Origin of the sequence: Staphylococcus lutrae, from assembly GCF_002101335.1 — a bacterium.
Taxonomy (GTDB): domain Bacteria; phylum Bacillota; class Bacilli; order Staphylococcales; family Staphylococcaceae; genus Staphylococcus; species Staphylococcus lutrae.
This window is the reverse complement of sequence record NZ_CP020773.1, coordinates 646,455-659,339: the sequence shown is the minus strand read 5'-3', so window position 1 is coordinate 659,339 and position 12,885 is coordinate 646,455. Positions and strand designations below refer to the sequence as shown.

At 38.0% G+C, this 12,885-nt stretch carries 20 protein-coding genes; 18 read left to right on the top strand and 2 right to left on the bottom strand.

Annotation, left to right across the window (positions count from 1 at the left end):
* Nucleotides 1-8: 8 nt before the first annotated feature.
* The gene (locus B5P37_RS03350; protein WP_085236889.1) at nucleotides 9-869 is read right to left on the bottom strand and encodes a GNAT family N-acetyltransferase; all 861 of its coding nucleotides are present in this window, start codon (nucleotides 867-869) and stop codon (nucleotides 9-11) included.
* Between the two features lie 192 nt (nucleotides 870-1,061).
* On the opposite strand from B5P37_RS03350, the gene B5P37_RS03345 reads away from it, so the two are divergent.
* A complete protein-coding gene (locus tag B5P37_RS03345) occupies nucleotides 1,062-3,194 on the top strand; it encodes a DNA topoisomerase III (protein ID WP_085236888.1) in 2,133 nt (710 codons plus the stop codon).
* A gap of 121 nt (nucleotides 3,195-3,315) precedes the next feature.
* Nucleotides 3,316-4,650 (top strand): NCS2 family permease, encoded by a 1,335-nt coding sequence (locus tag B5P37_RS03340; RefSeq protein WP_085236887.1) that lies wholly within the window; start codon nucleotides 3,316-3,318, stop codon nucleotides 4,648-4,650.
* 319 nt (nucleotides 4,651-4,969) lie between these two features.
* Here B5P37_RS03340 and B5P37_RS03335 read toward each other — a convergent pair whose 3' ends face one another.
* Nucleotides 4,970-5,350 carry a hypothetical protein gene (locus tag B5P37_RS03335; protein ID WP_085236886.1) on the bottom strand — a complete coding sequence of 127 codons (381 nt, stop codon included), beginning with the start codon at nucleotides 5,348-5,350 and terminating at the stop codon, nucleotides 4,970-4,972.
* 442 nt (nucleotides 5,351-5,792) lie between these two features.
* Between B5P37_RS03335 and rpsJ the strand changes: the two genes are divergently transcribed.
* From rpsJ to rpsH, 16 genes are all read left to right on the top strand, one after another.
* Nucleotides 5,793-6,101: a 30S ribosomal protein S10 gene (gene rpsJ / locus B5P37_RS03330; RefSeq protein ID WP_001118667.1), complete on the top strand. Its 309-nt coding sequence runs from the start codon at nucleotides 5,793-5,795 to the stop codon at nucleotides 6,099-6,101.
* Between the two features lie 27 nt (nucleotides 6,102-6,128).
* Entirely contained in the window at nucleotides 6,129-6,788 is a 660-nt protein-coding gene (gene rplC, locus B5P37_RS03325) for a 50S ribosomal protein L3 (protein ID WP_085236885.1), read from the top strand.
* 26 nt (nucleotides 6,789-6,814) lie between these two features.
* Complete coding sequence (gene rplD / locus B5P37_RS03320; protein ID WP_085236884.1) at nucleotides 6,815-7,438, top strand: 50S ribosomal protein L4; 624 nt, start codon at nucleotides 6,815-6,817, stop codon at nucleotides 7,436-7,438.
* Nucleotides 7,438-7,713, top strand: coding sequence for a 50S ribosomal protein L23 (gene rplW / locus B5P37_RS03315; protein ID WP_085236883.1), 276 nt, complete (start codon nucleotides 7,438-7,440; stop codon nucleotides 7,711-7,713). The genes rplD and rplW overlap by 1 nt, the downstream gene beginning before the upstream one ends.
* 32 nt (nucleotides 7,714-7,745) lie before the next feature.
* A complete protein-coding gene (gene rplB / locus B5P37_RS03310; protein ID WP_085236882.1) occupies nucleotides 7,746-8,579 on the top strand; it encodes a 50S ribosomal protein L2 in 834 nt (277 codons plus the stop codon).
* Nucleotides 8,580-8,643: 64 nt separating this feature from the next.
* Nucleotides 8,644-8,922 (top strand): 30S ribosomal protein S19, encoded by a 279-nt coding sequence (gene rpsS / locus B5P37_RS03305; protein WP_014613216.1) that lies wholly within the window; start codon nucleotides 8,644-8,646, stop codon nucleotides 8,920-8,922.
* A gap of 32 nt (nucleotides 8,923-8,954) precedes the next feature.
* The gene (rplV, locus tag B5P37_RS03300; RefSeq protein ID WP_085236881.1) at nucleotides 8,955-9,308 is read left to right on the top strand and encodes a 50S ribosomal protein L22; all 354 of its coding nucleotides are present in this window, start codon (nucleotides 8,955-8,957) and stop codon (nucleotides 9,306-9,308) included.
* Between the two features lie 24 nt (nucleotides 9,309-9,332).
* On the top strand, nucleotides 9,333-9,986 hold the full coding sequence (rpsC, locus tag B5P37_RS03295) for a 30S ribosomal protein S3 (RefSeq protein ID WP_085236880.1): 654 nt from the start codon (nucleotides 9,333-9,335) through the stop codon (nucleotides 9,984-9,986).
* 2 nt (nucleotides 9,987-9,988) lie between these two features.
* Entirely contained in the window at nucleotides 9,989-10,423 is a 435-nt protein-coding gene (rplP, locus tag B5P37_RS03290; protein ID WP_016426356.1) for a 50S ribosomal protein L16, read from the top strand.
* Nucleotides 10,413-10,622, top strand: a complete 210-nt coding sequence (rpmC, locus tag B5P37_RS03285) for a 50S ribosomal protein L29 (protein ID WP_085236879.1) — start codon at nucleotides 10,413-10,415, stop codon at nucleotides 10,620-10,622. The genes rplP and rpmC overlap by 11 nt, the downstream gene beginning before the upstream one ends.
* A gap of 24 nt (nucleotides 10,623-10,646) precedes the next feature.
* Nucleotides 10,647-10,910: a 30S ribosomal protein S17 gene (gene rpsQ, locus B5P37_RS03280; protein ID WP_037567114.1), complete on the top strand. Its 264-nt coding sequence runs from the start codon at nucleotides 10,647-10,649 to the stop codon at nucleotides 10,908-10,910.
* A gap of 28 nt (nucleotides 10,911-10,938) precedes the next feature.
* The gene (gene rplN, locus B5P37_RS03275) at nucleotides 10,939-11,307 is read left to right on the top strand and encodes a 50S ribosomal protein L14 (protein WP_014613222.1); all 369 of its coding nucleotides are present in this window, start codon (nucleotides 10,939-10,941) and stop codon (nucleotides 11,305-11,307) included.
* 43 nt (nucleotides 11,308-11,350) lie between these two features.
* Nucleotides 11,351-11,665 (top strand): 50S ribosomal protein L24, encoded by a 315-nt coding sequence (rplX, locus tag B5P37_RS03270; RefSeq protein WP_085236878.1) that lies wholly within the window; start codon nucleotides 11,351-11,353, stop codon nucleotides 11,663-11,665.
* 25 nt (nucleotides 11,666-11,690) lie between these two features.
* Nucleotides 11,691-12,230: a 50S ribosomal protein L5 gene (rplE, locus tag B5P37_RS03265; protein WP_085236877.1), complete on the top strand. Its 540-nt coding sequence runs from the start codon at nucleotides 11,691-11,693 to the stop codon at nucleotides 12,228-12,230.
* 21 nt (nucleotides 12,231-12,251) lie between these two features.
* Nucleotides 12,252-12,437: a type Z 30S ribosomal protein S14 gene (locus tag B5P37_RS03260; RefSeq protein WP_085236876.1), complete on the top strand. Its 186-nt coding sequence runs from the start codon at nucleotides 12,252-12,254 to the stop codon at nucleotides 12,435-12,437.
* Between the two features lie 30 nt (nucleotides 12,438-12,467).
* Nucleotides 12,468-12,866, top strand: a complete 399-nt coding sequence (gene rpsH / locus B5P37_RS03255; protein ID WP_014613226.1) for a 30S ribosomal protein S8 — start codon at nucleotides 12,468-12,470, stop codon at nucleotides 12,864-12,866.
* Nucleotides 12,867-12,885 lie beyond the last annotated feature (19 nt).

Sequence of the window (12,885 nt, the reverse complement as noted above, 5' to 3'; positions counted from 1 at the left end):
TCGTCATCTTATTTATAAATTTTATACTTTTCATATTCTGAAGTAATGCGGAAACCAAGCTCATGAAAACGCTCCACAAGGCGATGATTTTTACTGCGGATTTTAAAATAAACGCGATTGATATCTGGGCGCGACAGTGCACGATGAATCGCATGTTGAATCAAGTCAAACGCAATGCCTTTCAAACGATAATCTGTATGACTAGAGAAATATTTAATTTCTGCATGCTGTTGTGCTGTATCATAAACTAAATAAAGATATCCTTTCAAAATGCCTTCTGCCATATATAAGACGAGCTCGTGTTGTGCATCTAAAGTCGACACAATTTCTTTTGCTGTCATGGCATGATGTGTAAAGTTATCTTCATGTAATTTTTGAAAATAGCGATAATACGCTTTGGAATAAGGAATCATATGGTGGCTATTTAAAGTCTCTCCTAAATCTTGAGTTGTTTCTAAATAATAATCTGTAAATGTATACGAAGCGCCAATCGCCTTTATCAATGCTTTTGTATTTTCTTGTTGTGCTGCAAAAGCAAAATAATACGTAGAAGGTTGAAGGTGCTGTGCAGTGAGCGTGTCAAATAGTTGTATCAATGCATCAGGTGTCGGTTGATAACCTGTTTTGATGATAGGTCCAATGACTTTGTATCGATTTTCAGAATAGGCCGTACAAAGGAGCAACATCTGAATGTCATCTTGTGATTCTACGACACATAGACCTGAGTCATTTGTGACTTCTACTAAAAAACGTTGTAGGGCCACTTCGTCATCTAATGGTAACTTGTTTGTGTATGAGGAATCTTCTGTTACGTGCTTTTGTATAAATGACGCAACGGCTTGAGTGGAAGTGACTTGAGATATCTTCATCCTGTGCCTCCTTAATGATATACTTAAGGTTATTATAAGTTTTTTATATATGAAAAGAAAGTAACTTGTAAGGGAATAAAGTGCGATATGTTAGGTGCAAAGGGGATAAAATAACCTGATACGAAGCCATACATCCCTATGAACAATAAAAATAGGAATGACGATAAATAAAAATTTGGAGGAGAAGTCATTATGAAGGCATTGATACTCGCTGAAAAGCCATCAGTAGGGCGCGACATTGCGAGCGCGTTAAACGTTGGAACACGTAAAGAGGGCTATTTTGAAAATCAAAAATATATTGTCACTTGGGCACTAGGGCATCTCGTGACCAATGCGACACCGGAGCAATATGATAAAAAATATCAGCAATGGGTGTTGCAAGACTTACCGATTATTCCGAAACAAATGAAATCCGTTGTCATTGGAAAGACGAAGAAACAATTTAATACCGTACAGCATTTAATGAAGCGGTCGGACGTTAAAGAAATCATTATTGCTACTGACGCAGGACGTGAAGGTGAGCTCGTCGCTCGCCTGATTATTGATAAGGCCCATGTAAAAAAGCCGATTAAACGATTGTGGATCAGTTCTGTCACACCGAAAGCCATTAAAGAAGGGTTTAAAAATTTGAAAGATGGCCGCGCCTATTATGATTTATATCAAGCTGCATTGGCGAGAAGCGAAGCAGATTGGATTGTAGGGATTAATGCGACACGTGCACTGACGACAAAATATGATGCACAACTGTCACTCGGGCGTGTTCAAACACCAACAATTCAACTGATTGCGATGCGTCAAGCGCAGATTAAAAATTTTAAACCACAGACATACTTCACATTGGAAGCGGAAGTGAATGGTGTGGCAATGACGTACCAACATGAAAAAAGAATAATGGCACGTCAGCAATTAGAATCAATCGTACAAGACGTGAAAAATGGAACAGCTACAATCGTTGAAGTTCAAGAAAAGGATAAAAAAACGTACCCGAATCCGCTGTTTAATTTAACTGATTTGCAACAAGCGGCATATCAAAAGTACCGTTTAGGGGCAAAACAAACATTGAATACACTTCAACAATTGTATGAGCGTCATAAATTAGTGACCTATCCACGAACAGATTCTAATTATTTGACGACCGACATGTTCGATACATTAAAAGAGCGCGTACAAGCGACAATGGGTACAGATTTGATGCCCTATGCACGTGAAGTGATCAAACAACCCTTTGCTAAAAAATTAGCATTCATTAACAACCAAAAAGTCTCTGATCACCATGCCATTATTCCAACAGAAGTCCGTGCAAATATGGCCGACTTGTCACCTAACGAACAAAAAATATATTTAATGATTGCACAACGATTTTTAGAAGCTTTATTACCAGCCTTTCGTTATCGGGTTCAACAAGTGAAAGTAGATATCGCGGGTTACCCATTTTCATATCAATCTCAAATCGTGACTGACCTTGGTTTTAAAAAAATGCAACAAGATCAAGATGTAACAGCTAAAACGGTCCGCTTCCAACAGGGAGAGACATATTCAGTCGGGCGATTGAACATTGTCGCTCATGAAACCACACCGCCAGCTTATTTTAATGAGGGAACATTGCTTAAAGCGATGGAACGACCGGATAAATTTTTTGATTTAAAAGATAAAAAATCTGCACAAACACTTAAAGCGACAGGTGGGATTGGAACTGTTGCAACACGTGCGGATATCATTGACAAATTGTTTAATATGAATGCAATTGAAAGTCAGGATGGCAAAATTAAAGTCACTTCAAAAGGGAAACAAATATTAGAACTTGCGCCTCCCGCGTTAACTTCACCACGTTTAACTGCAGAATGGGAAGACAAACTGTTACAAATTGAAAAGGGACAGTATAAGGCTGAACAGTTCATAAAAGAAATGAAACGTTTTACACACGAAATCATTGAGACTATTAAAATGAGTGAACAAAAATATAGACACGATAACTTAACATCTGCCGAGTGCCCAACTTGTGGTAAATTGATGTTAAAAGTGAATACGAAAAACGGTTCTATGCTAGTCTGTCAAGATCCATCTTGTAAAACGAAAAAAGGTGTCAAAGTGAAAACAAATGCAAGATGTCCGCAATGTAAAAAGAAATTGACGAAGTTCGGGATAGGGAAACAGGCCACGTATCGTTGTGTCTGTGGATATACTGAAACACAAGAACATATGGATCAACGCTTTAAAAATAAAGGTAAAGATAAAGTATCTAAACGAGAAATGAAAAAATACATGAAAGAAGATGAATTAGAAAACAATCCGTTTAAAGAGATGTTGAAAGGGTTGAAATTGTAATTGATACGATTAAAAATCGAACGAAAATTGGTTTTTTTAATTTAAAGTTCGGAAAAGTATTGAAATTCGATGGCAAACGTATTAGACTATTGAAGTATTTCATTTAAAGGAGAAAATAATAGTGAAAAAGTACTTTCAATTTGATGAACACCAAACGAATTATCGTCGAGAGATTCTTGGTGGTTTAACGACGTTTCTTTCCATGGCATATATTTTGGCTGTCAATCCGCAAATTTTAAGCCTTGCTGGCGTAAAGGATGTGCCAGAGCATCTTAAAATGGATCAAGGTGCAATTTTTGTAGCAACGGCATTGGCGGCGTTTGTGGGATGTTTGTTTATGGGTATTATTGCGAGATATCCCATTGCTTTAGCACCGGGGATGGGGTTGAATGCGTTCTTCGCCTTTACAGTTGTTTTGACAATGGGCATACCGTGGCAAACAGGTTTAACAGGTGTGTTTTTCTCGGGATTGATTTTTTCTGTCCTTACAGCAACGGGTTTAAGGGAAACAATTATTAATGCAATCCCATTTGAAATGAAGATGGCTGTTTCAGCTGGAATCGGTTTATTCATTACATTCGTTGGTTTACAAAGTTCAGGTTTAATTCAAAAGCAAGACGCGACATTAGTGACATTAGGTAAAATTACGGACCCTAACGTATTGCTCGCTGTTTTTGGTATTATGATTACAGTGATTCTTTATGCGAAGAAAATTCCAGGGGCGATTTTCATCGGGATGGTCGTGACAGCGATTGCGGGTTTAGTGACGCAACAAATTGCACCGCCTCATGCAATCGTTGGTAAAGTCCCAAGTATTGCGCCAACATTTGGAGCAGCATTCGAATCGTTTCAAGATCCAACACAATTATTCACGATTCAATTTTTAATCGTCATACTCACATTCTTATTTATAGATTTCTTTGATACAGCAGGTACAATTGTTGCCGTTGCCTCACAAGCGGGAATCATGAAGGACAACAAACTTCCGCGTGCAGGACGCGCTTTATTCTCAGATTCACTTGCGACAATGGTGGGGGCTGTGTTTGGTACAACAACAACGACGTCATATATTGAATCTACTTCGGGCGTTGCTGTAGGGGCGCGGACAGGGTTTGCGAGTATTATTACAGGTTTCTGTTTCTTACTTGCTTTATTCTTCAACCCATTAATGGCAGTTGTAACACCAGCTGTGACAACACCAGCACTTGTTGTCGTAGGTGTGTTAATGGCATCCAATCTAGCTGAAATTAGTTGGAAACGCTTTGAAGTGGCTGTGCCGGCGTTCATTACCATTATTATGATGCCGCTATCCTATTCGATTGCAACAGGTATTGCATGTGGCTTTATTTTCTATCCAATTACTATGGTGTTAACGAAACGTCATAAAGAAGTTCATCCAATTATGTACGGACTCATGGTGATCTTTATTTTATATTTCGCATTTGTACACGGCTAAAATAGATAGACGAAAAGACTGGAAGTGCGCTCAAAGCATAGCCAGTCTTTTCCTATTAATATGAGCCATCTGAATTCAATGAAAAACAAGCACTGATGATTCACAACTGAATGCATCACTACGAAAGGATAGGGAAAATGTCATGCTGTATGACATTCAAATTGCTATCTAGAGAAACATATGTAGCGTGGAGGAATTGCTGTATCGTTCGGTTAGCGGTGATAAGCAAGAGGAACTTAGATGAATATATCAGTCAATCAAACGACGGTACGCCTTACGAATGCATCCCGTCGTTTTTAAAATGTGTATTGATTTTTGATTAGCGACGTGTTTTTTTTGAATAAATCACACGGGCTTGCGATGATTTTAAATACACGGGTGTGATGAATAGAACAATTAACAAGAGTAGAACTAAGATAAACATCAACCAATGGAGCAGCATACCGACGATAGGAATAAACGCAAGCATACTGGCAACAATTCCAAACCCGGGTATAAAGAGCATTGGACGAATCGTATTTTGACGGTCAAAAATAAAAATTAAAACCATAACGAAGTAAATGAAGGCATTGAACATCAATGGTTGCCACCCTAATGCAAGGACGTACCACCCTCCTAAAAATGGAAAACCAGTTACAAACTCGGAGACAAGTGCAATAAGAGATAAAATGATTAAAGCTGTTTTAGCGTTTTTAGTCAAAACGAGTCACTCCTTTATATGTCAAAGCATATGAATTGATTATAATGTGCGAACGCATCGTATCGTTTAGAGCCCAATACTAAATTTAAAAGGGATTCATACAAACGCATATGAGCCATTAAAAACGATTTAATCCTATTATAGTTGTTTAAAAGAAAAGAAACAAAAAGTAAGAATAAAAGCGTAAAAAATTTACATGAAAGTATTGAACTTATCACTTAATTCAAGTAAAATAATGAGGTATGTGAATTAGACGTGAAAAACTTTGCATAAATAGTTGCGAAGTTGAAATTTTTCATGTATCATGTCTAATGTTGGACTTTTAAATGCGATGAAGCGAAAGGTTACTGACACACCCGGCCGCTTTGCCATGGCGTTGTGTGAGATAGTTTTCGTGGAGAAGTCTATCACTTTAATGAAGACGAAATAAGGAGGGTAAATTATGGCAAAACAAAAAATCAGAATTAGATTAAAAGCTTATGATCACCGTGTTATCGATCAATCAGCTGAAAAAATTGTTGAAACTGCAAAACGTTCTGGAGCGGATGTTTCTGGTCCGATTCCATTACCAACTGAGAAATCAGTTTACACAATCATTCGTGCGGTGCATAAGTACAAGGATTCACGTGAACAATTCGAACAACGTACACATAAACGTTTAATCGACATTGTTAACCCTACACCAAAAACAGTTGACGCGCTTATGGGCTTAAACTTGCCATCAGGTGTAGACATCGAAATTAAATTATAATAGAAAATTTTAGGAGGTGGACTTTCGATGACCAAAGGAATCTTAGGAAGAAAAATTGGGATGACACAAGTGTTCGATGAGAACGGTAATTTAATCCCAGTAACAGTAGTAGAAGCAAAAGAAAACGTTGTATTACAAAAGAAAACGGTTGAGGTTGACGGTTACAACGCAATCCAAATCGGATTCGAAAACAAAGAAGCATATAAAAAAGGTAGAAAAACAAACAAATATGCGACTAAAGCAGCTGAAGGTCACGCTAAAAAGGCTGACACAGCACCTAAGCGCTTCATTCGTGAATTCAGAAACATGAATGTGGATGAATACGAAGTCGGTCAAGAAGTCTCAGTAGATACATTTGAAGTTGGCGACATTATTGACGTAACAGGAACTTCAAAAGGTAAAGGTTTCCAAGGTGCAATCAAACGCCATAATCAATCACGTGGACCTATGTCACATGGTTCTCATTTCCACAGAGCGCCAGGTTCTATAGGGATGGCATCAGATGCATCACGCGTATTTAAAGGACAAAAATTACCAGGTCGTATGGGTGGTAATACAGTCACTGTTCAAAACTTAGAAGTTGTTCAAGTTGACACGGAAAACAACGTTATTTTAGTTAAAGGTAATGTACCTGGACCTAAAAAAGGTTTTGTTCAAATCCAATCAGCGGTTAAAGCTAATTCATAATTAGTAGTGAAAGGAGGAAATGCATAATGGCAAATTATGATGTATTTAAAGTTGATGGTTCAAAAGCCGGAACAGTAGAACTTAGCGATGCAGTATTCGCAATTGAACCTAATAATGAAGTATTGTTCGAAGCAATTAAATTACAACGTGCGTCATTACGTCAAGGGACTCACGCGGTGAAAAATCGTTCAGCTGTTCGAGGCGGTGGACGTAAACCATGGAGACAAAAAGGTACAGGACGTGCGCGTCAAGGTACAATTCGTGCCCCACAATGGCGTGGTGGTGGTGTTGTATTTGGACCAACACCAAGAAGCTACGGCTACAAATTGCCTAAGAAAATGCGTCGTCTAGCATTACGCTCTGCAATTTCTTACAAAGTACAAGAAAATGAATTCAAAATTGTGGATAGCTTTAATTTAGAAGCGCCAAAAACAAAAGAATTCAAAACGACATTAACAAACTTAGAATTACCTAAAAAAGTGTTGGTTGTCACAGTGGGTGAAGATGTCAATGTTGAGTTATCAGCACGTAACATCCCAGGTGTACAAATCACAACACCTGAAGGTTTAAACGTATTAGACCTTACACATGCTGACAGTGTATTAATTACTGAAGCAGCAGCTAAAAAAGTTGAGGAGGTGCTCGGATAATGGAAGCTAGAGACATTCTAAAGCGCCCCGTAATCACTGAGAAGTCATCTGTGGCTATGAGTGAAGATAAATATACTTTTGATGTAGACGTTCGTGCGAACAAAACACAAGTAAAAAAAGCAGTTGAAGAAATCTTTGAAGTAAAAGTTGCTAATGTCAACATTATCAATTACAAACCAAAGAAAAAACGTATGGGCCGTTATCAAGGCTATACAAACAAACGCCGTAAAGCGATTGTGACGCTCAAAGAAGGTCAAATCGACTTATTTAACTAATAAAATCATTACCAATAAGGAGGTAAGCGACAATGGCTCTTAAACATTATAAGCCAATTACAAATGGTCGTCGTAATATGACTACTTTGGATTTTGCTGAGATCACAAAATCTGAACCAGAAAAGTCATTATTACAACCGCTACCGAAAAAAGCGGGTCGTAACAACCAAGGTAAATTGACAGTACGTCACCATGGTGGCGGACACAAACGTCAATACCGTGTTATTGATTTCAAACGTAACAAAGATGGAATTCCTGGTAAAGTGGATTCAATTCAATATGATCCAAACCGTTCAGCAAACATTGCGTTAATCGTATATGCTGATGGTGAAAAACGTTACATCATTGCCCCTAAAGGATTAGAAGTAGGTCAATTAATTGAAAGTGGTTCTGAAGCCGACATTAAAGTTGGGAACGCACTTCCATTAAAGGACATTCCAGTGGGTACTGTTATTCACAATATCGAATTAAAACCTGGTCGTGGTGGACAACTTGCACGTTCAGCAGGTGCAAGCGCACAAGTATTAGGTAAAGAAGGTAAATATGTACTTGTAAGACTTCGCTCTGGTGAAGTACGTATGATTCTTTCAACTTGCCGCGCAACAGTTGGACAAGTTGGTAACTTGCAACACGAACTTGTTAACATCGGTAAAGCGGGTAAATCTAGATGGTTAGGTAAACGCCCAACAGTTCGTGGTTCTGTAATGAACCCTAATGATCACCCTCACGGTGGTGGTGAAGGTCGTGCGCCAATCGGACGTCCATCTCCAATGTCACCATGGGGTAAACCAACACTTGGTAAGAAAACACGTCGTGGTAAAAAACGTTCAGATAAACTTATCGTGCGTGGTCGTAAGAGAAAATAAAAATAGCTTATTTGGGTGTGCGGCGTAACTGCTGCACGCACATAATAAGAAAGGAGGCGCCACTATGGCTCGTAGTATTAAAAAGGGACCTTTCGTCGATGATCACTTAATGAAAAAAGTTGAGGCGCAAGGCGATAGCGAGAAAAAGCAAGTAATTAAAACATGGTCACGTCGTTCAACGATTTTCCCAAACTTTATTGGACACACTTTCGCAGTATATGACGGACGTAAACATGTACCTGTATACGTAACGGAAGATATGGTTGGACATAAATTAGGTGAATTTGCTCCGACACGTACTTTCAAAGGACATGCTGCAGACGACAAGAAAACAAGAAGATAAACCATTTCTAGTAAGTAGAGGAGGAAATACGAATGGAAGCAAAAGCGGTTGCTAGAACGATCAGAATCGCACCTCGTAAAGTTAGATTAGTTTTAGATCTAATTAGAGGTAAAGATGTAAGAGAAGCAGTAGCTATTTTGAAATTAACAAATAAAGCTTCTTCTCCAGTAGTAGAAAAATTATTAATGTCCGCTTTAGCTAATGCAGAACACAACTACGGTATGAATACGGATCAATTAGTTGTAAAAGAAGCATATGCTAACGAAGGACCAACATTAAAACGTTTCCGTCCACGTGCACAAGGACGTGCGAGCGCGATTAACAAAAGAACAAGTCATATTACTATCGTTGTAAGTGATGGTAAAGAGGAAGCTCAAGAAGCTTAATCAAAATATTAAGGAGGGAACACCGTGGGTCAAAAAATTAATCCAATCGGACTTCGTGTTGGTGTAATCCGTGATTGGGAAGCAAAATGGTTCGCTGAGAAAGATTTTGCATCACTTTTACATGAAGATTTAAAAATTCGTAAATTTATTGATAAAGCATTAAAAGACGCATCAGTATCTCACGTAGAGATCGAACGTGCTGCTAACCGTATTAATATCGCTATTCATACTGGTAAACCAGGTATGGTTATTGGTAAAGGCGGTTCAGAAATCGAAAAACTTCGCAACAAATTAAATGAATTGACTAATAAAAAAGTTCACATTAATGTTGTGGAAATTAAGAAAGTAGACCTTGATGCGCGTTTAGTTGCTGAGAACATTGCACGTCAATTAGAAAACCGTGCTTCATTCCGTCGTGTGCAAAAGCAAGCGATTAGCAGAGCAATGAAATTAGGTGCTAAAGGGATCAAAACACAAGTTTCAGGTCGTTTAGGCGGTGCAGACATTGCGCGTGCTGAACAATATTCAGAAGGAACTGTACCACTTCATACATTACGTGCAGACATCGACTATGCACATGCAGAAGCCGACACTACTTATGGTAAGTTAGGTGTTAAAGTATGGATTTATCGTGGTGAAGTTCTTCCTACTAAGAAAAATAGTGAAGGAGGAAAATAATTATGTTACTACCAAAGCGTGTAAAATATCGTCGTCAACATCGTCCTGACACAAAAGGTCGTTCTAAAGGCGGTAACTTTGTAACATTTGGTGAGTTCGGTCTTCAAGCAACAACAACGTCTTGGATTACTTCTCGTCAAATCGAATCAGCTCGTATTGCTATGACACGTTACATGAAACGTGGCGGGAAAGTTTGGATTAAAATCTTCCCTCACACACCATATACACAAAAACCTTTAGAAGTACGTATGGGTGCTGGTAAAGGTGCGGTTGAAGGCTGGATCGCAGTTGTTAAACCAGGTAGAATTTTATTTGAAGTTGCAGGCGTATCTGAAGAAGTTGCGCGTGAAGCATTACGTTTAGCGAGCCACAAACTTCCAGTTAAAACGAAGTTTGTAAAACGTGAAGAATTGGGTGGTGAAACGAATGAAAGCTAAGGAAATTAGAGACTTAACCACTTCAGAAATCGAAGAGCAAATCAAAACTTCAAAAGAAGAGCTTTTTAACCTACGCTTTCAATTAGCTACAGGTCAATTAGAAGAGACTGCAAGAATTAAAACTGTAAGAAAAACAATTGCACGTCTAAAAACTGTTGCACGTGAAAGAGAATTAGAACAAGGTAAAGCAAATCAATAATGATTGAAAGAGGAGGTTACTAAAGTGAGCGAAAGAAATGATCGTAAAGTTTACGTTGGTAAAGTTGTTTCAGATAAAATGGATAAGACGGTAACTGTTTTAGTTGAAACATATAAAACACACAAACTATATGGCAAACGTGTAAAATACTCTAAAAAGTATAAAACGCATGACGAAAACAATTCAGCTAAACTTGGAGATATCGTTAAAATTCAAGAAACTCGTCCTTTATCAGCGACAAAACGTTTCCGTTTAGTAGAAATCGTCGAAGAATCAGTAATCATTTAATGACTATAAAGATAAGGGAGGTTTAATCATGATCCAACAAGAAACACGTTTAAAAGTAGCAGACAACTCTGGTGCACGTGAAGTACTTACAATCAAAGTATTAGGTGGATCTGGCCGCAAAACTGCTAACATCGGTGACGTCATCGTAGCAACTGTTAAAAATGCTACACCTGGAGGCGTTGTTAAGAAAGGCGATGTTGTTAAAGCTGTTGTGGTACGTACAAAATCAGGTGTACGTCGTAAAGACGGTTCTTACATCAAATTTGATGAAAATGCATGTGTAATCATTCGTGATGACAAAGGACCACGTGGAACACGTATCTTTGGACCAGTCGCACGTGAATTACGTGAAGGAAACTTTATGAAAATTGTTTCCCTTGCACCGGAAGTACTATAATCGAACGTAAATGATAAATAACAAATTTCAAGGAGGTGCCCACATGCATATCAAAAAAGGTGACAACGTCATTGTTATTGCAGGTAAAGACAAAGGTAAAACGGGTAAAGTTGTTGCAACTGAACCTAAAAAAGACCGTGTCGTTGTGGAAGGTGTGAACATCGTTAAGAAACACCAAAAACCAACTCAATTAAACCCTGAAGGTGGAATCTTAGAAACTGAAGCTGCTATTCACGTTTCTAATGTGCAAATTTTAGATCCTAAAACAAACGAACCTACTCGTGTAGGCTATAAATTTGTTGATGGTAAAAAAGTAAGAATCGCTAAAAAATCAGGCGAAGAAATTAAGTCTAACTAATATTTAGTTGAAAGGAGGATCCACTTTGAACCGTTTAAAAGAAAAATTTAACTCAGAAGTTACACAAAACTTAGTTAAAAAGTTTAACTATAGTTCTGTAATGGAAGTACCAAAAATCGAAAAAATCGTTGTGAATATGGGTGTAGGTGACGCAGTACAAAACTCTAAAGTATTAGACAATGCTGTTGAAGAATTAACTGCAATCACTGGTCAAAAACCACTTATTACAAAAGCGAAAAAATCAGTTGCGACATTCCGTTTGCGTGAAGGTATGCCAATCGGTGCGAAAGTAACATTACGTGGAGAAAGAATGTATGAATTCTTAGATAAATTAATCTCAGTTTCATTACCACGTGTACGTGACTTCCGCGGTGTATCAAAAAATGCATTTGACGGTCGCGGTAACTACACATTAGGTGTAAAAGAACAATTAATCTTCCCTGAGATTGACTATGATAAAGTATCAAAAGTACGTGGTATGGATATCGTTATCGTAACAACTGCGAACACTGATGAAGAAGCGCGTGAATTACTTACTCAATTCGGTATGCCGTTTCAAAAATAATCTCTAAAGGAGGCGAATTAAATGGCTAAAAAATCAATGGTTGCTAAACAACAACGCAAACAAAAGTTCCAAGTACGTGAATATACACGTTGTGAACAATGTGGACGTCCACATTCTGTGTATCGTAAGTTTAAACTTTGCCGTATTTGTTTCCGTGAATTAGCTTATAAAGGTCAAATTCCTGGTATTCGTAAAGCGAGCTGGTAAAATTTTAACTCTTGAAAGGAGGCAACAACTATGACATTGTCAGATCCAATTGCAGACATGCTTACACGTGTAAGAAACGCAAACATGGTGCGTCACGAAAAATTAGAATTACCTGCATCAAATATTAAAAAAGAAATTGCTGAAATCCTTAAAAATGAAGGTTTCATTAAAAATGTAGAATACATCGAAGACGATAAACAAGGTGTCATCCGTTTATTCTTAAAATATGGTTCAAATAATGAGCGCGTAATTACAGGTCTTAAACGTATCTCTAAACCAGGTTTACGTGTATACGCTAAAGCGAACGAAGTACCTAAAGTATTAAACGGTTTAGGTATCGCATTAGTTTCTACTTCTGAAGGTGTAATCACTGATAAAGAAGCAAGAAAGCGTAACGTTGGTGGAGAAGTATTAGCTTACATTTGGTAATATAAAATAAATAAGGAGG

What these genes read in the sequence shown, in the direction of transcription:
- B5P37_RS03260 (WP_085236876.1), top strand. Translation starts at nt 12,252, where the DNA reads ATGGCTAAAAAATCAATGGTTGCTAAACAACAACGCAAACAAAAGTTC.
- rpsS (WP_014613216.1), top strand. Translation starts at nt 8,644, where the DNA reads ATGGCTCGTAGTATTAAAAAGGGACCTTTCGTCGATGATCACTTAATG.
- rpmC (WP_085236879.1), top strand. Translation starts at nt 10,413, where the DNA reads ATGAAAGCTAAGGAAATTAGAGACTTAACCACTTCAGAAATCGAAGAG.
- rplB (WP_085236882.1), top strand. Translation starts at nt 7,746, where the DNA reads ATGGCTCTTAAACATTATAAGCCAATTACAAATGGTCGTCGTAATATG.
- B5P37_RS03350 (WP_085236889.1), bottom strand. Translation starts at nt 869, where the DNA reads ATGAAGATATCTCAAGTCACTTCCACTCAAGCCGTTGCGTCATTTATA.
- rplP (WP_016426356.1), top strand. Translation starts at nt 9,989, where the DNA reads ATGTTACTACCAAAGCGTGTAAAATATCGTCGTCAACATCGTCCTGAC.
- rplD (WP_085236884.1), top strand. Translation starts at nt 6,815, where the DNA reads ATGGCAAATTATGATGTATTTAAAGTTGATGGTTCAAAAGCCGGAACA.
- rplW (WP_085236883.1), top strand. Translation starts at nt 7,438, where the DNA reads ATGGAAGCTAGAGACATTCTAAAGCGCCCCGTAATCACTGAGAAGTCA.
- rplN (WP_014613222.1), top strand. Translation starts at nt 10,939, where the DNA reads ATGATCCAACAAGAAACACGTTTAAAAGTAGCAGACAACTCTGGTGCA.
- rpsJ (WP_001118667.1), top strand. Translation starts at nt 5,793, where the DNA reads ATGGCAAAACAAAAAATCAGAATTAGATTAAAAGCTTATGATCACCGT.
- rplC (WP_085236885.1), top strand. Translation starts at nt 6,129, where the DNA reads ATGACCAAAGGAATCTTAGGAAGAAAAATTGGGATGACACAAGTGTTC.
- rplX (WP_085236878.1), top strand. Translation starts at nt 11,351, where the DNA reads ATGCATATCAAAAAAGGTGACAACGTCATTGTTATTGCAGGTAAAGAC.
- rplV (WP_085236881.1), top strand. Translation starts at nt 8,955, where the DNA reads ATGGAAGCAAAAGCGGTTGCTAGAACGATCAGAATCGCACCTCGTAAA.
- B5P37_RS03345 (WP_085236888.1), top strand. Translation starts at nt 1,062, where the DNA reads ATGAAGGCATTGATACTCGCTGAAAAGCCATCAGTAGGGCGCGACATT.
- rpsH (WP_014613226.1), top strand. Translation starts at nt 12,468, where the DNA reads ATGACATTGTCAGATCCAATTGCAGACATGCTTACACGTGTAAGAAAC.